The 24,477-nt window shown below is 72.2% G+C and carries 19 protein-coding genes; 12 read left to right on the plus strand and 7 right to left on the minus strand.

Annotated features, from left to right (window positions below):
• Positions 1–840 precede the first annotated feature (840 nt).
• From H181DRAFT_RS28480 to H181DRAFT_RS17230, 3 genes are all read right to left on the minus strand, one after another.
• A complete protein-coding gene (locus tag H181DRAFT_RS28480) occupies positions 841–2,145 on the minus strand; it encodes a CapA family protein (protein ID WP_045865350.1) in 1,305 nt (434 codons plus the stop codon).
• Between the two features lie 247 nt (positions 2,146–2,392).
• The gene (locus tag H181DRAFT_RS17225; protein ID WP_078895807.1) at positions 2,393–3,301 is read right to left on the minus strand and encodes a phosphotransferase family protein; all 909 of its coding nucleotides are present in this window, start codon (positions 3,299–3,301) and stop codon (positions 2,393–2,395) included.
• Between the two features lie 98 nt (positions 3,302–3,399).
• Entirely contained in the window at positions 3,400–4,230 is an 831-nt protein-coding gene (locus H181DRAFT_RS17230; protein ID WP_045865351.1) for an SAM-dependent methyltransferase, read from the minus strand.
• Positions 4,231–4,499: 269 nt separating this feature from the next.
• Here H181DRAFT_RS17230 and H181DRAFT_RS17235 point away from each other — a divergent pair, with 269 nt between their 5' ends.
• From H181DRAFT_RS17235 to H181DRAFT_RS17245, 3 genes are all read left to right on the plus strand, one after another.
• Complete coding sequence (locus H181DRAFT_RS17235) at positions 4,500–6,311, plus strand: bifunctional metallophosphatase/5'-nucleotidase (RefSeq protein WP_045865352.1); 1,812 nt, start codon at positions 4,500–4,502, stop codon at positions 6,309–6,311.
• A gap of 249 nt (positions 6,312–6,560) precedes the next feature.
• Entirely contained in the window at positions 6,561–6,980 is a 420-nt protein-coding gene (locus H181DRAFT_RS17240; RefSeq protein ID WP_045865353.1) for a CBS domain-containing protein, read from the plus strand.
• Positions 6,981–7,175: 195 nt separating this feature from the next.
• Positions 7,176–7,409, plus strand: coding sequence for a hypothetical protein (locus H181DRAFT_RS17245; RefSeq protein WP_045865354.1), 234 nt, complete (start codon positions 7,176–7,178; stop codon positions 7,407–7,409).
• Positions 7,410–7,474: 65 nt separating this feature from the next.
• Here the strand turns inward: H181DRAFT_RS17245 and H181DRAFT_RS17250 are convergent, their stop codons facing one another.
• Positions 7,475–8,794 (minus strand): MFS transporter, encoded by a 1,320-nt coding sequence (locus H181DRAFT_RS17250; RefSeq protein WP_045865355.1) that lies wholly within the window; start codon positions 8,792–8,794, stop codon positions 7,475–7,477.
• A 310-nt stretch (positions 8,795–9,104) separates the two neighbouring features.
• Positions 9,105–9,581 carry a phospholipase gene (locus H181DRAFT_RS17255; RefSeq protein WP_045865356.1) on the minus strand — a complete coding sequence of 159 codons (477 nt, stop codon included), beginning with the start codon at positions 9,579–9,581 and terminating at the stop codon, positions 9,105–9,107.
• A 1,190-nt stretch (positions 9,582–10,771) separates the two neighbouring features.
• On the opposite strand from H181DRAFT_RS17255, the gene H181DRAFT_RS17260 reads away from it, so the two are divergent.
• The 4 genes from H181DRAFT_RS17260 to H181DRAFT_RS17275 all read left to right on the plus strand — a co-directional run bounded on the left by H181DRAFT_RS17260 (position 10,772) and on the right by H181DRAFT_RS17275 (position 17,576).
• Entirely contained in the window at positions 10,772–10,984 is a 213-nt protein-coding gene (locus H181DRAFT_RS17260; RefSeq protein ID WP_045865357.1) for a hypothetical protein, read from the plus strand.
• 358 nt (positions 10,985–11,342) lie between these two features.
• On the plus strand, positions 11,343–12,149 hold the full coding sequence (locus tag H181DRAFT_RS17265) for an HlyD family efflux transporter periplasmic adaptor subunit (RefSeq protein ID WP_045865358.1): 807 nt from the start codon (positions 11,343–11,345) through the stop codon (positions 12,147–12,149).
• A gap of 170 nt (positions 12,150–12,319) precedes the next feature.
• Entirely contained in the window at positions 12,320–14,446 is a 2,127-nt protein-coding gene (locus tag H181DRAFT_RS17270; protein WP_302622646.1) for an NHLP family bacteriocin export ABC transporter peptidase/permease/ATPase subunit, read from the plus strand.
• Position 14,447: 1 nt separating this feature from the next.
• A complete protein-coding gene (locus H181DRAFT_RS17275) occupies positions 14,448–17,576 on the plus strand; it encodes an NHLP bacteriocin export ABC transporter permease/ATPase subunit (RefSeq protein WP_254666884.1) in 3,129 nt (1,042 codons plus the stop codon).
• Between the two features lie 33 nt (positions 17,577–17,609).
• On the opposite strand, the gene H181DRAFT_RS17280 is transcribed toward H181DRAFT_RS17275, so the two are convergent.
• Positions 17,610–18,191: a dihydrofolate reductase family protein gene (locus H181DRAFT_RS17280; protein WP_045865359.1), complete on the minus strand. Its 582-nt coding sequence runs from the start codon at positions 18,189–18,191 to the stop codon at positions 17,610–17,612.
• Positions 18,192–18,415: 224 nt separating this feature from the next.
• Here H181DRAFT_RS17280 and H181DRAFT_RS17285 point away from each other — a divergent pair, with 224 nt between their 5' ends.
• The 5 genes from H181DRAFT_RS17285 to H181DRAFT_RS17305 all read left to right on the plus strand — a co-directional run bounded on the left by H181DRAFT_RS17285 (position 18,416) and on the right by H181DRAFT_RS17305 (position 22,299).
• Entirely contained in the window at positions 18,416–18,994 is a 579-nt protein-coding gene (locus tag H181DRAFT_RS17285) for a TetR/AcrR family transcriptional regulator (protein WP_045865360.1), read from the plus strand.
• Positions 18,995–19,171: 177 nt separating this feature from the next.
• Positions 19,172–19,633: a hypothetical protein gene (locus H181DRAFT_RS17290; RefSeq protein ID WP_045865361.1), complete on the plus strand. Its 462-nt coding sequence runs from the start codon at positions 19,172–19,174 to the stop codon at positions 19,631–19,633.
• A gap of 259 nt (positions 19,634–19,892) precedes the next feature.
• Positions 19,893–20,348, plus strand: a complete 456-nt coding sequence (locus H181DRAFT_RS17295) for an SSI family serine proteinase inhibitor (RefSeq protein WP_045865362.1) — start codon at positions 19,893–19,895, stop codon at positions 20,346–20,348.
• A gap of 336 nt (positions 20,349–20,684) precedes the next feature.
• A complete protein-coding gene (locus H181DRAFT_RS17300; protein ID WP_074467909.1) occupies positions 20,685–21,845 on the plus strand; it encodes a phosphotransferase family protein in 1,161 nt (386 codons plus the stop codon).
• Between the two features lie 67 nt (positions 21,846–21,912).
• Positions 21,913–22,299: a VOC family protein gene (locus H181DRAFT_RS17305; protein ID WP_045865363.1), complete on the plus strand. Its 387-nt coding sequence runs from the start codon at positions 21,913–21,915 to the stop codon at positions 22,297–22,299.
• 48 nt (positions 22,300–22,347) lie between these two features.
• Here the strand turns inward: H181DRAFT_RS17305 and H181DRAFT_RS17310 are convergent, their stop codons facing one another.
• Positions 22,348–24,468, minus strand: a complete 2,121-nt coding sequence (locus tag H181DRAFT_RS17310; RefSeq protein WP_175439790.1) for an MFS transporter — start codon at positions 24,466–24,468, stop codon at positions 22,348–22,350.
• Positions 24,469–24,477: the final 9 nt, after the last annotated feature.

A 24,477-nucleotide genomic window follows, 5' to 3' on the forward strand; every position in this document is an offset into this window, starting at 1 on the left:
GTAGAAGCCATAACGGCAACTCTGCGCCAAAAAGCGGAAGTTGACGGTCCCCCCGGAAGAGTTTCCAGCGCACAAAGGTTTTTCCCCGTACGTGCTTCCACTCGGCCCGTACGGCGAAGCGGGCGGAACACGGTGTTCAGGAGATGACCATCAAGTCTGGAATCACCGCGCAGAACGGGCATCACAGATATGGGAAAACGGTTTCAAATACCCGTTCCCGCCCTGGCGGCCGCGGGCCGCACCATGGCCGCAATCCGACTGCGCGGTGGACCGCCGGGGCCGGCGGCGGAATTCACGGGAGGGCGGACCGCGGCACGGCACTTCGGATCACGGAATAGCGCGCACGCACTCCGGATCAAGTACCACCGGGCCGGTTTTTTTGTTTGCCGCACTCCGCGCGGACTCCCGGAAGGCGAAGGCCAGGCGCCACCGTTCGCGCACGGGCAGGAAAGAGGCACGGCACGGCGCAGACGAAGGAGAAGTACGTGACCGCCGGAGATCCGTAGGCGAATCCATACGGTGGTGTTCAGCGATACACCGAAGAGCGTCGGCGCACCCGGCGCGGCAGTCTGCGCGGCAGCGGAAGGTGAGCCGGGAGCCGTTCGCAGAGACGGGTCGAACAGCCGCGGACGGGCGAATATCCGTGGAACGCCCCTACGGCGCCGGCCGCAACCGCGTCCGACTCGCCGTCGCCGCACACCCGTCGGGAATGCGGGCCACCTGCGCCGCGGCCCGGCGCACGGCAGGGCGGGCCGGACGGCACGGGGACGGCCGCCGCCCCCGGAGAGGTCGGGCGGCGGCCGGAACCCGCGTCCCGTGCGTCCGGCGGCGCCGCGCCGCTCAGCGCCCCATGCGCAGGCCCTGCTTCGCGGCGCCCCGGCTCAGCACGGTCTTCTTGATCTTCTCGTACGCCTCGGCCCGTCCCGCGCCGCCCGCGCGTGCGGCAGGCGAGCTCAGATCGACCACGCTGATCCGCGGGGAGGTCTGCACGAAGAGAGGCACGAACTCGGCCTTCTTCACCGTCCATTCGCCGTCGCGGCCGGGCCGCCCGTCGTCCGCGCCGCGCCTCCCCTTGCCGGGTTTCGCTTCGAGAGGCACCTTCCCCTCCAGCGCCTCCCCCGTCCCGCCGGACTTGCGGGAACCCCCGCCCTTCGGCGGTACGAAGGTGAAGCGCGCCGCAGAACTCATCGCTCCGCGCGGGTCGTTCATCTTCCCGGCGAGCTGGTCGCCCATTCCGTACACGACCCAGGTGCCGTTGACCTTCTCGTACGCCTGCGGCACGTGCGCGTGCGTGCCGATGATGAGGTCGATGTCCTTGCGTCCGTCGTGGCGGGAGGCCGTCAGCTGCTTGGCGAGTGTCTTCTGCTGCCGGTCGGGCGCCTCCTGCCACTCGGTCCCCCAGTGCAGGCTCGCCACCACGACGTCCGCACCGGCCCGGCGTGCCGCGCGGGCGTCGGCGATGATGCGCGCCGGGTCGATCAGGTTGACCGCCCAGGGCTTGTTCTTCGGCACGGGCAGCCCGTTCGTGCCGTAGGTGTAGGCGAGTTGGGCGACGGTCGCGCCGCCCGCCTTCATGAGGGTCGGACGGTGGCGCTGCCGCTCGGACCGGGCGGAACCGGCGTGCTTCAGGCCCGCCTCGTCCATGGCCTCGATGGTGCGTCTCACTCCCCCGAAGCCGTCGTCCATGGTGTGGTTCGACGCCGACGAGCAGCTGTCGTAGCCGGTGTCCTTGATCGCCCCCGCCACTTCCGGCGGCGTCCTGAAGGCGGGGTAGCCGGTGAACGGCCCGCCGGAGGCGCCGTAGACGGTCTCCATGTGGCATATCGCGAGGTCGGCCTCGGACGCGAGGGGCTTGGCGCCCGACAGCATCTCGCGGAAGTCGTAGCCGGAGCCGCCGGCGTCCGCGCGGGCCTGCCGTATGACCGAGTCGTGGGACAGGATGTCGCCGGTGGCGAGGAGGGTGAACGGCTTCTGCGCTCCGCCGCGGGACGGCGTGCTCCGTGCGGCTGCGTCCTGGCTGCCATGCTCCGTGCGGCGCTGGTCCTGCGGGTGGGGGTTCCGGCCGGGGCTGCCGCAGCCCGCGAGGGTACCGAGCAGGGTCGTCGTGGCGGCGAGCAGTGCGGCCTTGCGTATGTGCGCGGTCATGGGGGTCTCGCTCTCTCCCGGAGAAAGTCGACAAACCCACGTATATGGCGCGCAGATGTGTGCCGCCGGGGCTCAGAGCCGAACGGCCCAGTCCGCCACCCGCCCGTGTCCCGCGGCTGACGGTGCGTGAAGCGGAGGGCAGGGCCTCAGGGGTGCCGTAGCACCCGCACCACCGCCGGCCGTCGCACGCCCCGTACGCGGACGTGGCCGCGCAGGCGTCCGCTCGCACGCCGCCGCGCACACCGCCTCAGCCGTAGGCGGCGAAGAGCGCCCCGACGTAGTCGTCCAGCCTCCGCGCGAGCACGCCCGGGGTCAGGTCCCCGCGCCCCGACTCGCGCCACGGGCCCGCGACCTTCTCCGCGTCCGGGGCGAAGGCGAGGGCGTCGAGGAGCCGCCAGTACAGATGCTCCGCGGACGGTGCGAGCGTGCCCCCCGCGTCGAGGTAGTGGCCGGCGAAGCGCATTCCGGCCTCCGGCCCGTGCAGCAGCGCGAGGGCCGTCGAGCAGTGCGCCACGTCCAGGTCCGCCGGCCCGTAGGAGGTCTCCACCCAGTCCACGACGCCGCTGACGCGGAGCGCGGGGCCGTCGCCCTCGAAGAGGACGTTGCCCGGGTGGAAGTCGCGGTGCAGGAAGCAGCCCCGGTACTCCGGGGCGGCGCCGCCGATGATCCGCACCGCCCGCCGCCACAGCTCGGGGCGGCTCGTGCCGCCGGGCGGGCGGACCCTCTCGGGCGAGGTCCAGGGCTGGTAGGTGCGGGGACGGGCGTGATCCGGCACGGACAGCGCGTGGACGGCGGCCAGTTGGCGGGCCAGGAGCCTCGACCGGCGCTCGGCGTCCCGCCCGTCCAGCCGGATGCGCCCGGGCAGGCAGGACATCAGCAGCGACGGGTGGTCGCACTCCGCCGCGGTGGCGTCGACGGCGACGAGCGAGGCCGCCGGCACGTCCGTGTCCCTCAGCAGCCGCAGCACGTCCGCTTCGCGGTTCAGCAGCCCTTCGGCGTGCCGCACGAAGAAGGGCTTGTGGAACGACCGCAGTACGAGCCGGGTGACGCCCCCGTCCGTGCCGGGCCCGCCCTCGACGAGCAGCCGCCGCATCTCGGACGTCCAGCCGCCCTTGAGCCGGTCGACGGCGGTGACACGCGCGCCGGGCGGCAGCATCCCGTCCACCCAGGCACGGGTGCCCGGCCCGCCCCGGCCGGCGCAGCCGCCGTCCCCGTCCACGCCCCCCTCGGTCCGGCGGCCCTCCCCGCCCGCGCTCACGGCTTCCGGCCGACGCCGCCGAACATCGCCACGTCCGGGACGCCGAGGCTGCTGCCCGGCTGCCAGCGCGAGCAGGAGACGACACCGGGTTCCAGGAGTTCGAGCCCGTCGAAGTACCGCTCGATCTGCTCGGGCGTGCGCTGCGTGAGCTTCGGGGTGCCGTTGGCGTTCCAGAAGGCGACGGCGTCGTCGACGTCGGGCATCCCGGGGGACGAGATGGTGTGGGAGAGCACGAGATGGCTGCCGGAGGGCAGGGCGTCGAGCAGTTGCCGCACGATGCCGTGCGCTTCCTCGTCGTCCTCGATGAAGATGACGACGCCCAGCAGGATCAGCCCGACGGGTTCGCCGAAGTCCAGCGTCGCAGCCGCCCGTTCGAGGATCGTGCCGACGTCGCGCAGGTCGCAGTCGAGGTACTGGGTGCTGCCCTTCCCCGTCCCGGTGAGCAGCGCCTGGGCGTGGGCGAGGACGATCGGGTCGTTGTCGACGTAGACGACCCGGCTCCCCGGTGCGGCGCGCTGAGCGACTTCGTGCGTGTTGTCGGCCGTGGGCAGGCCCGTGCCGATGTCGAGGAACTGCCGGATGCCCGCCTCGCGGGCCAGGTAGGTGACGGCTTCGCGGAGGAAGCGGCGGTCCGCGCGCGCGTATTCGCCGATGCCCGGGTGGAGCGCGCGGATCTGGTCGCCCGCCTCGCGGTCGACTTCGTAGTTGTCCCTGCCGCCCAGCCAGTAGTTCCACACACGCGCCGTGTGGGGTTTGCCGGTATCGATCCTGAGATGGACGTCTTCGGCCGTTCCGTACCCGTCCTGGTCCCCTCTGCCACCGCTCACTGTGCCCTCCCCGGTGCTGCGGCCGAGCCCCCCGGCTCCCGGCTCGAACTGTCAACTGGCCCTCGGCACAACCATCTTGGCACCGTCCGACGGCCGGCGTTCCGTAGGTCGCGGACATACGGGGCGGCCGACGCGGCATTCTCCGTCCCCCGCACGGCCTCCCCCGCTTCCCGTGCCGCAACATTGTCGTTACCGCAAGACCCCTGCGTGACTACGCGCGTTGACAATAGGCTGCCGTCGGCCCGCTCAGTCCCAGAAGGAGAACCTCGATGTCAGCGAAACCTCAACGCAGCAGACGCCGGAATCTGTTGGCGGCAGGCGTGGCAGCCGTGGCTGCCGCCGGCGTCCTCGCGGCGGCTCTTCCCGCCGGCGCGGAGAGCGGCGAAACCGCACAGGGCAAGGGCAAGGCCGGCCGCACCGTCGACGTGCAGCTGCTCTCCTTCAACGACTTGCACGGCAACCTCGAACCCCCCGCCGGCTCCTCGGGCGAGGTGACGCGCGAGAAGGAGGACGGCACGGTCGAGAAGATCCCGGCAGGCGGTGCCGAGTACCTGGCGACGTCGCTGCGCAAGGCGCGCAAGGGCCAGGACTACAGCGTCACCGCGGCCGCCGGCGACCTGATCGGCGCCAGCCCGCTCGTGTCCGGCCTCTTCCACGACGAGCCCACCATCGACGCGCTGAACAAGGCGAAGCTGGACGTCGCGGGCGTCGGCAACCACGAGTTCGACGAGGGCCGCGAAGAGCTCAAGCGCATGCAGGACGGCGGCTGCCACCCGGAGGACGGCTGCTCCGAGGAGGGCGAGAAGTTCGAGGGTTCCGACTTCCCGTACCTCGCGGCGAACGTGACGGACGAGAAGACGAAGCGCCCCATCCTCAAGCCGTACACGGTGTGGAAGAAGAAGGGCGTCAAGATCGGCTTCATCGGGGTCACGCTGGAGGGCACCCCCGACATCGTCACCGAAGAGGGCGTCAAGGGCCTGAAGTTCCACGACGAGATCAAGACGGTCAACAAGTACGCCAAGGAGCTGGAGAAGAAGGGCGTCAAGTCGGTCGTCGCGCTCATCCACGAGGGCGGCACCCCGAAGAAGCCCGAGTACAACTACGACTGCGACAGCCCCGGTCCCGGCGACGGCATCTCCGGCCCCATCACCGACATCGCCAAGGGCATCACCCCGAAGGTCGACGCGCTCGTCACCGGCCACACGCACCAGGCGTACGCCTGCACCGTCCCCGACCCGGCGGGCAACCCGCGCACGGTCACCTCGGCCTCGTCGTTCGGCAAGCTCTACACGGACACCACGCTCACCTACGACCGGAAGACCGGCGACATCGTGCGGACGGGCGTGAAGTCCGCCAACCACGTCGTGAGCCGTGAGCAGGCCAAGGCCAAGGACATGACGGCCCTCATCAAGAAGTGGAGCAAGCTCGCGGAGCCCGTGGCGAACAGGCCCATCGGCTACATCTCCGACGACATCCCGGGACGCGGCGCCACGACGCCCGAGTCGCCGCTGGGCGACCTCGTGGCGGACGCGCAGCTCGAGGCCATGGCGACGGAGGAGAACGGCGGCGCGCAGCTCGCGCTGATGAACCCCGGCGGCATCCGCTCCGACCTCACCCACGCCGCCTCCGGCAAGGAGGGCGACGGCGTCGTGACGTACGGCGAGGGCTTCACCGTGCAGCCCTTCACCAACATGATGACGACCATCGACCTCACCGGCGAGCAGCTGATCACCGCTCTCCAGCAGCAGGTCAGCGGGGACAACGAAGCCGAGCCCAAGATCCTCCAGCCCTCCGAGGGCTTCACCTACACCCTCGACATGACGAAGTCCGGCAAGGACCGCATCGTCACGGACTCGGTGAAGCTGGACGGCAAGGCCATCGAGGCGGGCGAGACGTACCACGTCGCGATGAACGAGTTCCTCGCGGGCGGCGGCGACGGCTTCCCGATCTTCAAGGAGGCCAAGGACAAGCTCGTCGGCGCGTCCGACCTGGAGGCCCTGGAGGCCTACTTCGCGGAGCACTCCTCGGAGTCCGGCCCGCTGGCCCCGCCGAAGGCGGACCGCATCAAGATCGTCGAGTGACGATCGGCCCCTGACCGGAAGGGCGCGAGCGCGTCCCTCCGGCCCGGCCGCGCACGACGGTGCCCTGCCCCGTGGAAGACCACGGGGCAGGGCACCGCCGCGTGTGCGGAGCGGTGCGGCTCCCGGCCGTGCGCGGGGTCAGGTTTGAAGGCGACCGCCGCGTGCTACCCGGCTCCGGGCCGTCCGTGCTCCTCCAGGAGCGGGGGCGGGCACAGCAATGCCGCGAACGTATGCCGTCAGGAGCGATCCATGACTACCGCACGCGATGTGATGAGCCCCGGCGCCGAGTGTGTGAAGACGGATCAGACCGCCGCCGACGCCGCCCGAATAATGACGAGGACCGGCCTGGGCGCCCTGCCGATCTGCGGCAAGGACGACAAGCTCAAGGGCGTGGTCACGGACCGGGACATCGTCGTGAAGGTGCTCGGCCAGGGCCGCGATCCCGGGGCCTTCCCCGCCGGCGACCTCAACCAGAGGGAGGCCGTCACGATCGGCGCCGACGACACCACCGACGAGGTGCTCGCCACCATGAGCCGCCACAAGGTGCGCCGTCTGCCGGTGATCGACGGACACCGGCTCGTCGGCATGGTGGCGGTCGCGGACGTGGCCCGCACGCTGCCGAACGCCACGACCGGCGAACTCGTCGAGGCCCTGTCGGCGGACTACTGACGGCGCGGCCCGGGCACCGTCCCGCCCCGGGCGGCGGTCACCAGGACGAGAGAGGACGCGAACAGGTCCGGCACCGGCGCACCGCGAAAGACCCGTGAAGAGCAGTCAGTCAGCCTCTTCCACCTCACGAAGTCACCACGTCACCACGTCCCTTCCTTTCCTTCACGCTTTCCTTCACGCCACCGAGGAGCCGAGATGGCCGTATGTGAAGTCTGCGGAAACGACTACGCCGAGACCTTCGAAGTCCGCGCGGCCGGTGCCGTGCACGTCTTCGACAGCTTCGAATGCGCCGCACAGAAGATGGCGCCCATCTGCGAGAACTGCGGGTGCCGCATCCTGGGGCACGGACTGCAGGCCGAGGGGCGCTACTACTGCTGTGCCAGCTGCGCCCGCATGCAGGGCCGGATGGAGCTGGCCGACAGCGTCTGAGGCTCCCCGTGGGCCGCCGCGAACGGACGGCGGCCCACGGAGGTGTCTCTCCGGTGCGGCGGCGTCTACCTGACGGAGCGCACCAGCAGTACGGCGGCGCCTCCCGCGGCACTGACGACGGCCGTCAGCACGTACAGGCCGCCGTAGCCGGCGACGGCGAGCACGGGAACCGCCAGGACGGGCGCCAGGACCTGCGGCGTCGCCGTGGCGATGGCGAAGATTCCCAGGTCGCGGCCCGTGTCGGCCGCCGACGGCAGTACGGAGGCGATGACGGCCAGGTCGACGGCGAGGAACGTGCCGAAGCCCGTGCCGACGGCGATCGCCGCACCGACGGTGACGGGCCAGCTCGGCAGCAGCGCCAGACCGAGGGCGCCCAGGCCCATCGCGGCGCCGCCCGCGGCGACGAACACGCGCCTGCGGCCGGCCCTGTCGGACCAGCGGCCCGCGATCAGCGCCGCCGCCATGGCGCACAGCACCGTCGCTGCGGTGACCGTGAGCATCGCCTCCTGGGGCTCGTCCACCCGCAACGCGTCCGTCAGGTAGTACAGGAGGTACTGCGTGATCAGCGCGAAGCCCAGGACGACGAGGAACCTGCTCACCCACGTCCACAGCAGGTCGCGCGGCACGGAGGCGGGCCGGGAGAGCAGCGGACGTCCGGACTTCCGGGGTCCGCTCACCGGGCCGCCGGCCGGCGGGGCGGGGGCGGCCGTGGCGGGGCGGGCCGGAGCGGCCTCCGCTCCGCGGGTGTCCTGCTCGCGGTGCCCCGCGAGGAACGGCACGACGGAGACGACGGCGACCACGGCACAGGCCGCGTATCCGGCGACGAGGCCGGTGACGAGCTGGTTGACCAGCACCGTCCCCAGCAGGGCCCCCAGCATCTGCGTCATCCCGGCCCACCCCGCGACCGTGCCCAGCTGCGGCTTCGGCACCCGGTCCGGGATGGCGGCGACCAGCCCCGCCTGCACGGCGGACAGCCCGAGTTGGGCCACCGCCCATCCGCAGACCATCGTCACCGCCCCGGTCGCGGTGGCCAGCAGCAGGATCCCCACCGCCGCCAGCAGGCTCCCCAGCGCCACCCACGGCCTGCGGCGCCCGAAGCGGGAGCGTGTCCTGTCGCTGACGGCTCCGAAAGCGGGGACCGCCACCGCCGTCACCGCCGCGCCCACCCCGGTGGCCAGCCCCAGCAGGGCCTCCTTGCCGTCAGGCGAGAACACCTCGGCCTGACGGGCGATCTGCACCTGCGCCGGAGTGAGGAAGGCGAGCCACATGCCGGTGCTGGCGAGCGCGTAGCGCGCGGTCCAGCCCTTGGTGACCGGTGCGCCGGGCACCTCGACGACGGCTCCCCGGACACCGGGGTCGTACGGGGTCGTCGTCTTCTGGGGCATGTCGCTCTCCGCGGTGCGCGTCCGGCAGGGGCAAGGGCTGGGGCGGGGACTGGGGCTGTGGCAGCGTGATGCCCTGCCCTTGCGCGCTGCTTGCGCGGCGGTGCTCCGTGCTCTGACCGCCGGGCGAGGACGACGGTCGTGGCGAGGACCGGTTGAACGAGGACCGGTTGAACGAGGGCGCCGGTCGTGCGAGGACCGGTCGTGCGAAGCCGTAGACGCATGGAAGCGCGGGGCGCCCGTCGAGGGCGCCCCGCGCTTCCTGCACGCGCTGCGGGCGTGGTCGTGCGCCGGGACCGGGCCGGGCGCGGGATCAGCCGACCGGGCTGGCCTTCTCGAAGCCCAGCACCTTCACCGCCTGGTAGTAGGTCCACGCGAGTGCGTCGCAGGAGGCCTTCGTGGCGCCGCTGTAGCCGGCGCAGACGCGCTTGAGGTCCTCGTAGAAGGCGCTGTCGACACGGGCCTTGTTGGCCTCGAAGGTGCCCTGCGCCTTGTAGTTGCGGTAGCCGAAGTCGTGCCGGATGCAGCCGTTCTCGAAGGGGAAGCCGAACGGGTTGTCCGGTGACGAGGAGCAGACGTCCGTCGACCAGTCGAAGTTGTAGGCGGCCCAGTTGCCCTGGTTCGCCCGGGCGGCGAGGAATGCGTTCTGGCTCGAGGCGCTGGTCTGCGTCCAGCTGGAGAGAACCTGAGGCTTGTCCGCGGGGTCGGCGACGGCGGTCGTCGCGGAGCCCATGACGGCGAGGAGTGCCGCGGATGAAACGACCAGACCCGAAGTGAGTCTTCGACGCATTTCATACCTCCGTGGGGGGACGCCGGTCCGGCGGTCGGACCGGGCAATGCATGAGCATGACAGAACAATCGCTTTCCAAGTAGGCGCGTGCGCCGACGATTTCGAGCCGAAAGCGGACCGCCACCGGGGGCCGCGCGGCCCCCGGCCCCCCTGGCACGGCCCGAGGCCCCGGGACGGATCCCGGGGCCTCGGTTGCCAACGTGGGGGAAGAAGCCCACGACCAGCCTGGCACTTCAATAACGAAACGGATGATGCATCGTCACGGTTTCTCGATATCCGCGACGTTTGACCGTAAAACCGATGATCCGCGCACACCTCCGTCCACACCTCCATCTCCACCCCGGGCACAAGCAGGGCACGCCCTCGGCACGCGCACCGGATCTCCGCGCGTTCCCACCAGCCAGCCACCCCCATCGCCCCCGCCCACGCACACACCGGCGCCCGACGAGCCGTCACCTCTCCTCCTCACCCCGCGGGTTCGGCCCGGCATGGATCCCGCCCGCTCGCCGAGGCCGGAGCAAGCGCGCCTCCCGGTGCGGGAGTTGACGGAACGAGGGCGCCGTGTAAAGCGGCGTGCAAATGCGCGCATGAATTCATCTGCCTCGTCTCACCATTTGAACAAGCCATTTCGCCCTTAGCGGCCCTTAGGCGCCCTTAAGGAAGCGCGGACTTCGGTGCGGACTCTCCCGGTCACCTCCTGTCACCGCACCCGAACTGCCGCTTCCACGCGGTGGATCAGCAGGTCAGAGCGGGTTGACGGCGGGAAGTGCCGTACAGCGGAGCCGATTTCAGCGAACCTGCACAACTGGTTCGTACGGGAGGCACATGGCCCCGTGAGCCCGTCCGCGCACACCCGGAAGGCGGTCGACTTGGTGCGGGAATGTCCAATTGGCAGCGCACGCACGGAGTTCCGGCCCCGGCACGCGAGGAGCGGCAAGTGAAGAGTTCGCCACGAATTCGTGGACGGTACTGCACTTGGAAGAAACAACGTGCCCGGATCTGCGCCGAACCGGCGCACGAACGAGTGGCCCGGCAGCGCTGGCGCGTGCTTTGATCGGCCCAGACGCGGAAGTTGAACGAATGGTTCCCGTTGTCGGGCATCAGACGACCGCTCGTACGGCCGGACGGCTTTCCCCGAGCCGGCCGATGCTATTGAGAGAACATCCAGAGCAAGCGAAGGGAAGCTCCTCATGGACTTCACGCCCCAGGTTGAGACCCGCGAGATTTCCGACAACGACCTGGACAACGTTTCCGGTGGCGTTCTCGGCGCGGTCGTCGGCACCGCCGTCAGCACCGCCGACTCCGTCGCCCCGGTTTCGGAGACCGTCGCCACCGTCAACGGCACCGTCTCCGGCGCCACCGGCATCGACACCTCCCAGGTCACGGGTCTCGCCGGCCTCTGAGGCGATCCCTGCCACCGAGCGGCGGAGCAGGCCGTGCTGATCGGCGCGGAACCCTGCACACCCGGCGCATCGGAATCCCAGTGGGGTGACCGTGAGCCCCGGAACCATTCCGTTCCGGGGCTCACGGATGCGTCCCGGACCGGCCGTGCCCCGGCAATGCCCGTGTATTGCCGTGCCTTTGGCAGACGCTGTCAATTCTTCTGTCAGCCACTGCCGCGAGTGGGTATCACCTCTCCCGCCACTCGTCTCTCCGGCGCCCGTCCGGCCGCCCTGTCATTCGTCCCGGCGTCGATATGGAGACGCCACCGAAGGAAGCGTCGTGCCCGAAAGCAACGAACGCAGTTGAGGGAATAGCCCCGTGCAGTTCCGGCAGAAGGCGTTTTCCAAGCTGCAGTCCCCCGAGGAACTCGACCTGCCCGTGCGCTTCGCGCGGCCGCAGGGGTGGCTCGTGCTGCTCGTGACCGTGCTCGTCATGGCCGGCGCGGGCTACTGGGCCGTCACGGGCAAGGTGTCGGGCAAGCTGCACGCGCCCGGCATCCTCACCCACTCCCAGGGCAGTTACGTCCTCCAGAGCCCCGTCTCCGGCCAGGTCACGCAGGTCCTCGCCGAGGAGGGCACGATGCTGCGCGCAGGCGCTCCCGTGCTGAAGGTCCGTACGGAGCGCGGTTTCCGCGCCGTGCGCACGGTCGCGGCCGGGAGGATGACGACACTGACGGCGAAGATCGGCACCGTCGTCACCACCGGCAAGGACGTCGCCACGGTCGAGCGGATCGAGTCCACCGACGAGCCCCTCGTGGCGATGGTCTACGTCCCCGGGCACAACGGCGCGAGCGTACGCGTCAATTCGCGGGTCGACCTGACCGTGCAGTCCGCGCCCACCGAGAAGTACGGCGTGCTGCGCGGCAGGGTGAAGGCCGTCGGCAGGGCCCCGCAGACGCGGCAGCAGCTCACCGGGTTCCTCGGGAACGCGCAGCTCGCCGAGGAGTTCTCCAAGGAGGGTCAGCCGGTGGCGGTGATGGTGCAGCTGGAGCGCGCGAGCGGCACCGAGTCGGGTTACAGGTGGTCCTCCGACGAGGGCCCGCCCTACGCACTGGACTCCATGACCATGACCGACGCCGCCGTGCACCAGCCGGCCCAGCGTCCCGTCGACTGGCTCCTCCCGTGACCGCCCCGCGGAGGACCGCGGAGGACGGGCAGCCGGGGCTCCCGCCACCGGGCCGCGGCAGGCACCGCCCCGAAGGAAAGGGCGGCGGCAGGCACCGTACGGGCAAAGGCGCGCCCGCGGGTCCCGCGCCTGTCCCGAAACCCGAGTTCAAGGCCGTCCGCAGCCCCACCGTGCTGCAGATGGAGGCGGTGGAGTGCGGCGCCGCGGCGCTGGCGATGGTGCTCGGGCACTACGGACGCCACGTGCCCCTGGAGGAGCTGCGCATCGCCTGCGGCGTCTCCCGCGACGGGTCACGGGCCAGCAACCTGCTGAAGGCGGCCCGCAGTTACGGCCTGGAGGCCAAGGGCATGCAGATGGAGCCCGCGGCGCTCGCGGCGGTCGCGGCACCGGCCGTGCTCTTCTGGGAGTTCAACCACTACGTCGTCTACGACGGCATGGGGCGGCGCTTCGGCCGGCGAGGCGTGTTCATCAACGACCCCGACAAGGGGCGCCGGTTCGTGCCGCTGGAGGAGTTCGACACCAGCTTCACGGGCGTCGTGCTGACCTTCGAACCGGGTGACGACTTCCGGCCCGGCGGCAGGCGGCCCGGCTTCCTGAGCGCCATGCCGGCCCGGTTGCGCGGCACGACGGGCACGATGCTGGCCGCGCTGCTCGCGTCCCTGCTGCTCGTCGCCGTCGGCGCGGCCGTGCCCGCGCTGAGCCGCACGTACATCGACATGTTCCTGATCGGGAACGAGACGTCGCTGCTGAGCGTGCTGTTCGCCTCCATGGGCGCCATGGTGCTGCTGACGGCGGTGCTGACGGGCCTGCAGCAGGCGAACCTGCTGCGCGGGCGCATCATCTCCTCCACACTCAGCAGCGCCCGCTTCTTCCGCCACCTGCTGAGACTCCCGGTCACGTTCTTCGCGCAGCGCAGCCCCGCGGACCTCGTGCAGCGGCTGCAGTCCAACGACACCGTCGCGGAGACCCTGGCGCGGGACCTGGCCGCCGCCGGCGTGGACGCCGTCGTCGTGGTGCTCTACGCGGTGCTGCTGTGGACGTACGACCCGCAACTGACCCTGATCGGCGTGCTCATCGCCCTGCTGAACCTCGTCGCGATGCGCGTGGTGATACGCCTGCGGGCCACCGGCACGCAGAAGCTGCGGGCCGACACCGCCCGCCTGACCAACACCTCCTACACCGGCCTCCAGCTGATCGAGACCATGAAGGCCACGGGCGGCGAGAACGGCTACTTCCGCCGCTGGGCCGGGCAGCACGCCACCACGCTGGAGGAGCAGCAGAAGCTGGGCGTGCCGAGCGCGGCCCTCGCCGTGGTCGCCCCCACGCTGGCCACGCTGAACAGCGCGATGATCCTGCTGATCGGCGGCATGCGGGCGGTCGAGGGCCACATCTCGATCGGCCTGCTCGTGGCGTTCCAGGCACTGGTGACGCGCTTCACCGCACCCATCACGCGCCTCAACGGCGTCGCGGGCCGCATCCAGGACTTCGCCGCCGACGTGGCGAGGCTGAAGGACGTGGAGAACTTCCCGGTCGACTCGCTCTATTCGCGCCGCGCTCCGGCAGCGAGCACCCGCCGCCTCAAGGGCCATGTGTCGCTGGAGAACATCACGTTCGGCTACAGCCCCCTCGACAAGCCGCTGCTGACGGAGTTCTCACTCTCCGTCAGCCCGGGCCGCCAGGTCGCTCTCGTCGGCGGTTCGGGGAGCGGCAAGTCCACCATCTCGCGGCTCATCTCGGGCCTCTACAGCCCGTGGGAAGGCGTCATACGCATCGACGGGCAGCGTCTCGAGGACATACCCCGCAGCTCGCTGGCCGCCTCCGTCTCCTTCGTCGACCAGGACGTCTTCCTCTTCGAGGGCACCGTCCGCGACAACGTCGCGCTGTGGGACCCGTCGATCCCCGACGAGGCCGTCACCGCCGCCCTTCAGGACGCCGCCGTGTACGAGGACTTCGCCCGGCGGCCCGGCGGCATCCGCTGCCGCGTCGAGCAGGACGGGCGCAACCTCTCCGGGGGTCAGCGCCAGCGTCTGGAGATCGCGCGGGCGCTGGTGCGCAGGCCCAGCATCCTCGTCCTCGACGAGGTGACCAGCGCGCTCGACGCCCGGACCGAGCAGGTCATCATCGACAACCTCCGGCGCCGCGGCTGCGCCTGCGTCGTCATCGCGCACCGGCTGAGCACCGTCCGCGACAGCGACGAGATCGTGGTACTCGACCACGGAACAGTCGTCGAACGCGGCCGCCACGAGGAGCTGGTCGCGGCCGGCGGCCAGTATGCCGAGCTGGTCAAGGAGCACTGAGGTGGCATCCGCGCACGGCCCCGGAGAGCAGAGCACCGCCGGCTACGGCCCGGGGGCGTACGGGGAGGCGCCGTACGACGGCGCCGGGACGTACGAGCACGGGAACGGCGCCGCAACGTACGCCGACGGCTCACGGGAGACGGCGGCCCGCGCCGAAGTGCCGCACGCGGGCGGCGAGGCCACGCCGTCCGCCGCCCCGCCGTCCGCGGCGTACGGCTCCGCCGCCGCAGCCACCGCGGAGCCCGCGGCCACGGCACCCGGCTCCGCCGCGTCCGATCCCGTCGTCGACGCGTTCGGCACGCTCGGCGAACCGGCGGGCAGCGACGGCCGGCGCAGCATGCCCCTCGAAGGCCCGCACGTGCTCTGGCTGGTGACGGCCGGGGCGATGGACCTGTTCGCCGTCGACGCCGCCGCGCAGGGGCACTGGCACTTCCTCGGCCGGCTGGAGGCGGGCACCCTGCTGCTCGGGCCCGTCGAAGGCCCGGAGCACACCCTCGTCGGCAGACCGCTGCGCGAATGCGGCCTGCGCCGCATCGAGTTGCGGGAGCTGTTCACGCCCGAACACGACGCGTACGGCGCGTACGGCGCGACGTCCGCGTACGGGGCCCCCTACGGCGCCGCCGGATACGGCGGGGGCGCCGCGTCCCCGTCCGCGCTCGACACGGCCTTCGCGCTGGGCGTCGGGCGCGGCCTCCGCGTACTGCACGAGGCGCCCCTGGACGGCGAGGTGACGCCTGAGGCCGGGCACCCCGGCGTCACCGGGGGCACGGACGACGACGAGATCCAGTGGATGCGGCTGGAGCCGGGGAGCGTGCAGTACGGCGCCGTCTTCAGCCAGGAGGCCGCGTCGCAGCTCCTGGTCGACGGCCGGGCCTGGCAGCGCATGGTGGACCAGCAGTTCCGGCTGCTCTCCGCCCTGGACCGCTGGATCGAGCGGCTGGAGCGCGCCCACGAGGACCGTACGGCCGCCGGCATCGAGGCCGGCGAGGCGGTGCGTGCCCAGGCCGACCAGGCGCTGCTGGCCTCCATCGACACCACGGGGAAGGGCGCGGCCGAAGCCGCCCGCGCCACGGACGACGACACTCTCACCGTCGCCCGGCTCGCCGCCGGTGCCGCCGGGATCGAGCTCTCCGCCCCGGAGGAGAGCAGTTCGCTGAGCGACCGCACGAACCCCGTGGAGCGCATCGCGCTCGCCTCGCGGGTGCGTACCCGGGTCGTCAAACTGGACGGCCGCTGGTGGCGGCGGAACGCGGGCCCGCTGGTGGGGCACCGCTCGGGCAGCGGCGCTCCGGTGGCCCTGCTGTGGCGCCGCGGCCGGTACGAGGCGGTGGACGCCTCCGGCGAGCGCGTCAGGACCGGCCGGTCCACGGCGGGCCGGTTCGAGCCGCGTGCCGTGATGTTCTACCGGCCGCTGCCCGAAGAACCCCTCAACGCCTGGCAGTTGCTCCGCTTCACTCTCCGCGGCACCCGTATGGACGTGCGGAACCTGGCGCTGGGCGGCCTGGTCGCCGTCGGCCTGGGCGCGCTGGTGCCCATCGCGACGGGCCAGGTGCTGGGCGAGTACGTGCCCAACGCGGAGACGTCCCTCATCACCCAGGTCTCACTGGCGATCGTGCTCAGCAGCCTCGTGTCCGCCGCGTTCATGCTGCTGCAGAACATCTCGATCCTGCGCATGGAGGGCCGCGTCGAAGCCGCCCTCCAGCCCGCCGTGTGGGACCGGCTGCTGCGGCTGCCGACCAAGTTCTTCGCCGAACGCTCCACCGGCGAGCTGGCGAGCGCAGCCATGGGCATCAGCACCATGCGGCGCGTGATGTCCGGTGTCGGGCCGATCGCCGTGCAGGCGTGCACCGTCGGCACGATGAACCTGGTGCTGCTGCTCTTCTACAGCGTGCCGCTGGCGCTGATGGCGGCGGCCCTGCTGATCGTCATCGCGGGTGCGTTCTTCGGCATGGGCGTGTGGCAGCTGCGCTGGCAGAGCCGGCTCGTCGACCTCAACAACAAGCTCAACAACCAGGCGTTCCAGACGCTGCGCGGTCTGCCGAAGCTGCGCGTCGCGGCGGCGGAGAGCTTCGCCTACGCGGCCTGGGCACGGGAGTTCGCCCGCAGCAGGGAGCTGCAGCAGCGCGTCGGCCGGATCAAGAACTGGACGACGGTGCTCAACTCGGTCTACCTGCCGCTCTGTTCGCTCATCATGTTCATGCTGCTGGCGGGCCCGGCCCGGGGCAGCCTCTCCGCCGCGGGCTTCCTCACGTTCAACACCGCCGTGACGATGATGCTGACGTCGGTGACGCAGCTGACCAACTCGCTGATCTCCGCCGCCTCGGCGCTGCCGATGTTCGAGAAGGTCAGACCGGTGCTGCACGAACCCACCGAGGTGCGCGGCGGCAGCGCCCAGCCCGGCGCGCTCTCCGGCGCCGTCGAGGCCAGGCAGCTCTCGTTCCGCTACAGCGACGACGGGCCGCTGACGCTCGACGACGTCTCGTTCCGCGTCGAGCCGGGCGAGTTCGTCGCGGTCGTCGGCGCGAGCGGCTGCGGAAAGTCGACGCTGCTGCGGCTCCTCATCGGCTTCGAGAAGCCCGTGTCCGGCAGCGTCCTCTACGACGGGCAGGACCTCGCCGCCCTCGACCAGTCCGCGGTCCGGCGGCAGTGCGGTGTGGTGCTGCAGAACGCGCAGCCGTTCGTCGGCTCGATCCTCGACTCCATCTGCGGAGCGGAGATCTACTCCCACGAGGAGGCGTGGGAGGCCGCCGAGATGGCGGGGCTGGCGGAGGACATCAAGCGCATGCCGATGGGCATGCACACCGTCCTCTCCGACGGCGGGGCCGCCATCTCCGGCGGGCAGCGGCAGCGTCTGATGATCGCCCAGGCCCTCATACGGCGGCCGCGCATCCTCTACTTCGACGAGGCCACCAGCGCGCTCGACAACGAGACGCAGCGCATCGTCAGCGAGAGCACACGCAAGCTCCGGGCGACGCGCATCGTCATCGCCCACCGCCTGTCGACGGTGATGGACGCGGACAGGGTGCTCGTGATGTCGGCGGGACGCGTCGTGCAGCAGGGCACGCCCGCCGAGCTGCTGGCCGACACCGCGGGGCAGTTCCACGCCCTGGTGCGGCGCCAGATCCACTGAGCGGGGCGCCGCCGCGCCGGCCGCACCGGACGCTCACCGCTTCCGGCTGTACCTGCGGACGAGCACGCCGTTGCCGAACATGCGGACGGACTCGGGCACGAACTCCGTGAGCCGGAACTCCGAGCCGAACATGGGCATTCCGGAGCCGAGCACCAGCGGGTAGGTCTTCAGCACGAGTTCGTCGATCTCGTCGAGCAACTGGCCCGCGATGTCGGAGCCCCCGCACAGGTACACGCCCATCCCGTCCTCCCGCTTGAGCGCGCGGACCCTCTCCGCCAGGTCGCCGGAGACGATCTCCACCGAGGGGTCGGGCGACGTCCCGATGCTGCGCGAGGCGACGAGCTGACGCATGTGCGCGTACGGGCTCGTGACGCCCTCCGCCAGCGCCAGGTCGTAGCTCGCGCGGCCCTGGATCACCGTGTCGAACTCCTTGTTCTCCAGGTCGTCCAGGCCGAGCGCGCGGCGCCCGCCGGTGGGCAGCGTCTCCGGGAACTCCGCCTTGAGGAACTCGAAGTACTCCTCGTCCACGTAGTCGGTGAAGAAGCCCGCCTCCCCTCCGGGGGCGCCGATGAAGCCGTCGACGGACACGGCGGCGAAGTAGGTCAGTTTTCGCAAGGCGACTCCCTCGGTCGTGGGCGTGGGGCTCCCTGCGCGGGCTGCGCGAACAGAACCACTACGGCTAGAGTGCTTCGCCTGTAGTGGTCCCCGCAAGGTGTTTTCGGCGCAGGGCTTCTGCGGATCAGGGCGTCGCGGGCGCAAGGCACATGGAGCCCGAGGCGTGAGCGCGAGACGTTCGACGCGTCGCGTCGAGGACGCACACCCGAGGGAGGCGGACGCGCATGGTCAGCAACCCGCGGCGCAGGACGGCACTCGTCGACGCCGCGATCGAGGTCCTGGCACGCGAGGGCGCCCGCGGTCTGACCTTCCGGGCCGTCGACGCCGAGGCGGACGTCCCCGCCGGCACCGCGTCCAACTACTTCACCTCCAGGGACGACCTGCTCACCCAGGCCGGCGGCCGCATCCGGGTACGGATGACCCCGGATCCCGCCGAGGTCGCCCGTGCCCTGGGCTCGGCGCCGCCGCACCGCGAACTCGTCGCGGAGCTGATGCGGTGGCTGGTGCGCCGCATGGCCGAGGAGCGCACCGGCTACCTGGCGATGCTCGAACTGCGCCTCGAAGCGACGCGCAGACCCGCGCTGCGGAGCGAACTCACCCGCACCGTCCGTGCCGACCTCGCCGAGAACGTGCGCGTGCACCTCGAAGCCGGGCTACCCGGCGACGCGGACACCGTGCTCGTCCTCTACCTGGCGATGACAGGGCTGCTGCTGGAGCAGTTCACGCTGCCCGGGATGCTCTCCGACGGCGAGGTGGACGAGCTGGTGGAGACAGTCGTCGACAGGGTCCTTCCCCGGCGCTGACTCCACCAGGACGGCCTGCGGGGGCGGTCACCGCCGGGCCGCCCGCGAGGTGCCGGATCGAACAGCGGGCCGGTGCCGGGCAGGGTGTGACCCGCGCGTGATCGAACGCGGGCCCTCGTCGCGGTGAAGAGGCCGCCCAGACGGTGTCCCGCCGTCGCCGGCCGCTGTTGCCCCGGCATGGGAAACACGTCATTCATCCTCGTCCGCGACGCGCAGCGCGACGAACTCACCGGCCCCTCCACCCAGTTCGCGGAGCTGACGGGCGCCTACTGGCTGGAGCCGATCTACGCCCGGCTCGCGAACGAGTGGAGCCGCCAGGGCAGGACCGTCCCCGGCGCGCACTCGGGACGGCTGCGGCTGCTGACCGACGGGGCAGCCGAACCCGTGCCGCCCGACGAAGCGGAACGGGCGTCCGGGGACACGGCCGCGGGCGAACCCGGCCGGCGGCCGCAGCCGAGGGGCCTGACGCTCGAACCGGCCCCGCTCGCGGGGGTCACCGTGCTGCCGGGCCGCGCTTCCCGGAGCGGCGGCGACGCGGACGGGCACGACGCGGACCGGCACGGCGCGGACGGCGGCCGCGAGCCCGGACGGCCGCACACGGACCCGGAGGACCACGGCAGCGGCAGCGGACCCGCGTGAACCAACGCCCCGGTGTGCCCGCGCACGGGCAGCGCGGGTGCACACGCGGGTCCGCGCACGGGCGCACGTGTCACCGGGCGAGCCGCCGGGGAGGCGGGCCCTCCGTCTGCGGTGCGGGATAGCTCGTTCGAGTCAATGTGCCGTTCGGTGCGCGACGCGTCCCCCCTGTCCGGCGTTGGCGGGCCAAAAGACTGCCGTAAGGCCCCGCTCGCAACCAGTCCGTGCCCGTCCCGCCCGTCACCGCGTCCAGGGAGTCTCCATGCACCTCCGCCGTCTCGCCGTCACCGCGACCGCTGCTGCCGCCGCCGCTCTGACCGTCGCCCCGCAGGCACTCGCCCAGGCAGTCCCGGGCGCCGCGGAGCACCGTCCCGCCGACCACCTCACCGTCACCGTCGCCGACTCCGGCCGCGCCGCCACCGACGGCACCTTCGAGCTCTACTGCCACCCCACGTCCGGCGACCACCCGCGCGCCGAAGCGGCGTGCGACGGGCTGGACGAGCTGACGACCTGGGGCAAGGACCCCTTCGCCCCCGTCGGCAGCGGCACGCGCTGCACCATGCAGTACGGCGGCCCGGTCAGCGCGCACGTCCGCGGCTGGTGGGCGGGGAAGCGCGTGAACGCCCACTTCAACCGGGAGAACGGCTGCGAGATGAAGCGCTGGGACACGCTCGTACCGCTGCTGCCCCGCACGAACATCCAGTCGCAGCAGATGTGAACGGGGCGGCCCGCGCGTGAACCGGGCCGCCCCGTGAACCGGGCTCGCCGGTGCGGGAGTTGAGCCCTCCGTCTCCCGGCCGGCCCCTTCCCGTCGCCCCTCCGCCCCCTCCCCCGGAGCCGGGCGTGCGGCTCGCAGCCGCACGCCCGGCTCCTCCCTGTGCGCACCCTGCGCAGGCCCCTGTGCGAGCACGGACCTCCGGCCCCGGCGGGGCGCTAACCTGTCGCTCCTGTCGCTCGGCGAGGCGGTCCGCGCCCATGGCCCATGGCCCACGGCCGGACGCCGGGACGACGAGCAGGCACAGGGGGCGAGCAGACGCATGGGGGCGAGCAGGCAGTGGTACGAACACCCGGGGGTGCGGACCGCGCTGAACTCGAAGAGGCCGCGCGCTTCCTGCGCGGCGCGGGCGTCGACCCGGACGGCGTCGTCTCGCTGGAGCCGATGACCGGCGGCTCCTACAACACCCTTCACCGGGTGCGCACCACGGACGGCACCTGCCTCGTCCTCAAGACGGCGCCGCCGGAGTGCGGCCCGCGCCTGCGGTACGAGCAGCGGCTGCTGGAAGGCGAGGCCGCCTACTACCGGGCCGCCGCCCGCTGCGGGGGAGTGCCCGTGCCCCGCGTCGTGCACTCCGGGACGGACGGAGCGACGGCCCCGGACGGAGCGGCCCGCGCGGCCCTGCTGATGACGCAGCGCCCGGGCACCGCCTGGAGCGAGGTGTCCGGCGGCTTGACCGGCGGGGAACGCTCGGCGCTGCGCAGGTCCCTCGGCGGGATGATCGCCCGCGTCCACACCGTCCGGGGGCCGCGGTTCGGATATCCGGCACAACCGCCGCCCGCAGGCCTCCCCCCGGCCGGCTGGCGGGACGTGTTCACAGCGATGCTCCGCGCACTGCTGGAGGACGCCGAACGGTACGCGGCCCCGCTTCCCCTGCCCGTCCCGGCGCTGCGCACGTGCCTCGACCGGGCCCTGCCCGCGCTCGAACACGTGCACCGCCCGGTGCCGGTGCACTTCGACCTGTGGGAGGGCAACGTCCTGCTCGACGGCGCACGCGGCAGCCGGCACGTGAGCGGGATAGTCGACGGCGAGCGGATGTTCTGGGGCGACCCGCTGGCCGACTTCCCGTCCCTCCAGCTCTTCGGCCGGGCGGAGAACGACCCGGACCTGATGGCCGGCTACCGTGCCGCCGCCGGCGGCGGGCCCGACCTGGGCGACGAGGCCGTCCTCACCCGCCTCGCCCTCTACCGCTGCTACCTCTACCTGATCATGCTCGTGGAGACGGTGCCGCGCGCCCCCGGGGCGGAGGCCGTGCGGTGGACCCGCGCACACGCCGGGCCCGCGCTGCTGGAAGCCCTCGACGCGCTCGGTCCCGGCACCGGTCCCGCCGCGGGCACGCCGGCGCCTCAGCCTCCGGTCCGACACCCCTCCCCCGACCGCGGACCTACGCCCGAAGACGGCGTGCGGCCGGGGAATCCGGGCCCGCACCGTCCCCGTTGACGTGCGCGAGGGGCACTGCGCCGCTGCCGCCCGGGCAGCGGCCCCGGACCGCCCCGGAGGAGACAGCATGGCCGTACAGCTCAACCACACCATCGTCGCCGCCACCGACAAGAGGGCCTCGGCGGACTTCACCGCCTCACTGCTCGGACTCGAAGTGCAGCCGCAGTACGGACCGTTCCTGCCCGTCGTCACCGCGAACGGCGTGGCCCTCGACTACATGGACGCCGGCGACGAGCCCGTCACGCCGCAGCACTACGCGTTCCTCGTCTCGGAGGAGGAGTTCGACGCGATCTTCGGCCGGATCAAGGAGGCCGGACTCACCTACTACGCGGACCCCCACCGGCGGCGCGTCAACGAGATCAACCGCAACGACGGCGGCCGAGGGGTCTACTGGGCCGATCCCGACGGGCACTTCATGGAGATCATCACCCGTCCGTACGGCAGCGGCGGCTGAGCGACCGCACCACGGCGGGAGGCGCCCCGCACCCGTCCGCAGCCGGCGTCACTCCGGGGAGGAGTCCCGTCCCCGGCCGAGGTCTCCGTCCGCGGCCGGGGCTCCGCGCTCGCCGTCCTCCCCGCCGACGCGCGGCCCCGGGGGCAGGCTGTCCGGGCACGTCGTACCGCGCGGCAGCCGGTAGGGCGCCGCCAGGCGGTACGTACCGGGGCGGGGCGCCTCCAGCAGTGTCCAGGTGTCCATGACGGGCTCCTCCTCCCCCGGCGCCGGTGCCCCGCCGACGGTCGGCCGGGCCTTGCGCAGGCAGCCGTAGCGGTTCGGGGCGCCCTCCTCCGGAGCGTCGACGCGGGAGCCCGACGCGTCGACCAGGCCGAGCCACGGCGACCACGGGATCCGCACGAGCACGGCGCCGCGTTCCCGCACGCGCACCTCGACCTGGCCCGCCCCCGCGTGCTCCACGGTCGCGGGCTTCTCGGCGAGCGGCAGCGGATCGGTGACGCGGAACAGCCGCCAGTTCTCGTCGCTCCAGACCTCCCGCAGGTAGGGCTGGCCCGCACGGACGATCTCGGCCTCCTCTATGGCCGCGCCGTCCGGGGGCGATGAAGTGGGAAGCACCACGAAGTGCACCGCCCAGCGCCGCAGCCACTCGTGGTAGCTGTCCGGCGTGAGGCCGCCGTTCTCGTAGAAGAGCGGGTTGCGGTCGGTGTCCGCCTGCCTGTTCCAGCCGCGGGCCAGGTTGACGTGCGGAGCGAGGGCGGACGCCTCCCGGTGGCTGCGCACGGGGACCACCTCGACCCGGCCCCGCTCGGCGCCCACCTCCTTCAACTGCCCTATCAGCGGGGTGAGTTCGCGGCTCCACGCCTTGTCCGGGGTGGTCGCGAAGACGTCGTACGCCGGTTTCGCCAGCTGCCAGCCCACGGCTACGACCAGAGTGACCGCCATGGCCGCGCCGCGCCGCGAACGCCAGTCGGAGACCACCAGCGGCGCCGCGGCCAGCAGCACCACGACACCGAAGAGCAGGCTGAGGCGTTCGACGTTCGAGCCGACCTGCGACGGGATCAGCCAGGTGAGGACGACGCCGACCGAGTACACCAGCGCGCCCAGCCGCACCGTGCGCCACGTACGCGGCACGAGCAGCAGCACCGGCACGGCGCCCAGCAGCGGGAAGAGCGCGGACCACCACGGGATGGGCTGCAGGCCCTCGAAGGGGAAGAAGACCGCCGAGACGGCGACCACGAGGGGCGGCGCCACCGCTATCGCGTACGCGGCCTGCCTGCGGCGGTCCAGGAACAGCGCGGCGGCGACCACTTCCAGGAACAGGCCGGCGACCGGGCTGCCCGTCGTCGCCAGCGCGGCCAGCAGCGCCGCCGCGGCCCCCCTGGCGAACCGCCCCTTGCCCCTGCTCCGCCACCAGCGGCGCGGCCACGCCCACACGACGGCCACCGCGCCCAGCGCGAAGAGGATGCCGAGGCCGAAGGTGACGCGGCCGGATGCGGCGTTGCAGGTGAAGGAGAACGCGCCCCACAGCGCGGGCACCAGCGGCCTGTCGAGGACGCGGCGGAGAATCAGCGCGAGCAGGCCGGAGGAGAGGATGCCCGCCAGCATCAGGGTGCTGCGGACCCCTATCGCCGCCATCAGATACGGCGAGAGCACGCTGTACGAGAAGGGGTGGAGACCCCCGTACCAGGCGAGGTTGTACGCCGAGTCGGGATGCCGCTGCACGAACTCGGCCCAGGCGTCCTGCGCGGCGAGGTCCCCGCCGCCGCTCGCCAGCAGCCACAGCCATATCAGGTGCAGGACGGTGGCGAGCAGCACGGGCGAGAGCACCGGATGACGGACGAGGCCCGCCGCGGCGTCCACGAGACGGCGGTGCGCGGGGCGGCCGGCCGGCCGCGCCGGCGAACCCGTGCCGGACGGGCCGTCGTCCGGGGGAGCGGCGTCCGACGGGCCGGTACCGGAGCCTCCGGCCGCGCGTCCGGGGCCCGCGCCGTCCGGGTGCCCGCCTCCGGGACGGCCGCCTCCCGCCGCTTCGGGCCCCTTCCTGGGGCGGGGCACGGAGCCGGTGCCGGAAGCCGTCCGCGCAGCGGCACCGCCCCTGGGCACGGTCACGTCCCCAGGGGGCGTCTCGCCCTCACCGTCCGGCATCTGCGACTCCCGCAAGGCGGCCACCGCGCTCTC

This window comes from Streptomyces sp. WMMB 714 (assembly GCF_900090125.1).
Classification (GTDB): domain Bacteria; phylum Actinomycetota; class Actinomycetes; order Streptomycetales; family Streptomycetaceae; genus Streptomyces; species Streptomyces daqingensis.

Excerpts from the sequence above, each read along its gene's own strand:
- H181DRAFT_RS28480 (WP_045865350.1), bottom strand. The coding sequence starts at position 2,145 with ATGACCGCGCACATACGCAAGGCCGCACTGCTCGCCGCCACGACGACC.
- H181DRAFT_RS17225 (WP_078895807.1), bottom strand. The coding sequence starts at position 3,301 with ATGCTGCCGCCCGGCGCGCGTGTCACCGCCGTCGACCGGCTCAAGGGC.
- H181DRAFT_RS17235 (WP_045865352.1), top strand. The coding sequence starts at position 4,500 with ATGTCAGCGAAACCTCAACGCAGCAGACGCCGGAATCTGTTGGCGGCA.
- H181DRAFT_RS17240 (WP_045865353.1), top strand. The coding sequence starts at position 6,561 with ATGACTACCGCACGCGATGTGATGAGCCCCGGCGCCGAGTGTGTGAAG.
- H181DRAFT_RS17245 (WP_045865354.1), top strand. The coding sequence starts at position 7,176 with ATGGCCGTATGTGAAGTCTGCGGAAACGACTACGCCGAGACCTTCGAA.
- H181DRAFT_RS17250 (WP_045865355.1), bottom strand. The coding sequence starts at position 8,794 with ATGCCCCAGAAGACGACGACCCCGTACGACCCCGGTGTCCGGGGAGCC.
- H181DRAFT_RS17255 (WP_045865356.1), bottom strand. The coding sequence starts at position 9,581 with ATGCGTCGAAGACTCACTTCGGGTCTGGTCGTTTCATCCGCGGCACTC.
- H181DRAFT_RS17260 (WP_045865357.1), top strand. The coding sequence starts at position 10,772 with ATGGACTTCACGCCCCAGGTTGAGACCCGCGAGATTTCCGACAACGAC.
- H181DRAFT_RS17285 (WP_045865360.1), top strand. The coding sequence starts at position 18,416 with ATGGTCAGCAACCCGCGGCGCAGGACGGCACTCGTCGACGCCGCGATC.
- H181DRAFT_RS17290 (WP_045865361.1), top strand. The coding sequence starts at position 19,172 with ATGGGAAACACGTCATTCATCCTCGTCCGCGACGCGCAGCGCGACGAA.
- H181DRAFT_RS17295 (WP_045865362.1), top strand. The coding sequence starts at position 19,893 with ATGCACCTCCGCCGTCTCGCCGTCACCGCGACCGCTGCTGCCGCCGCC.
- H181DRAFT_RS17305 (WP_045865363.1), top strand. The coding sequence starts at position 21,913 with ATGGCCGTACAGCTCAACCACACCATCGTCGCCGCCACCGACAAGAGG.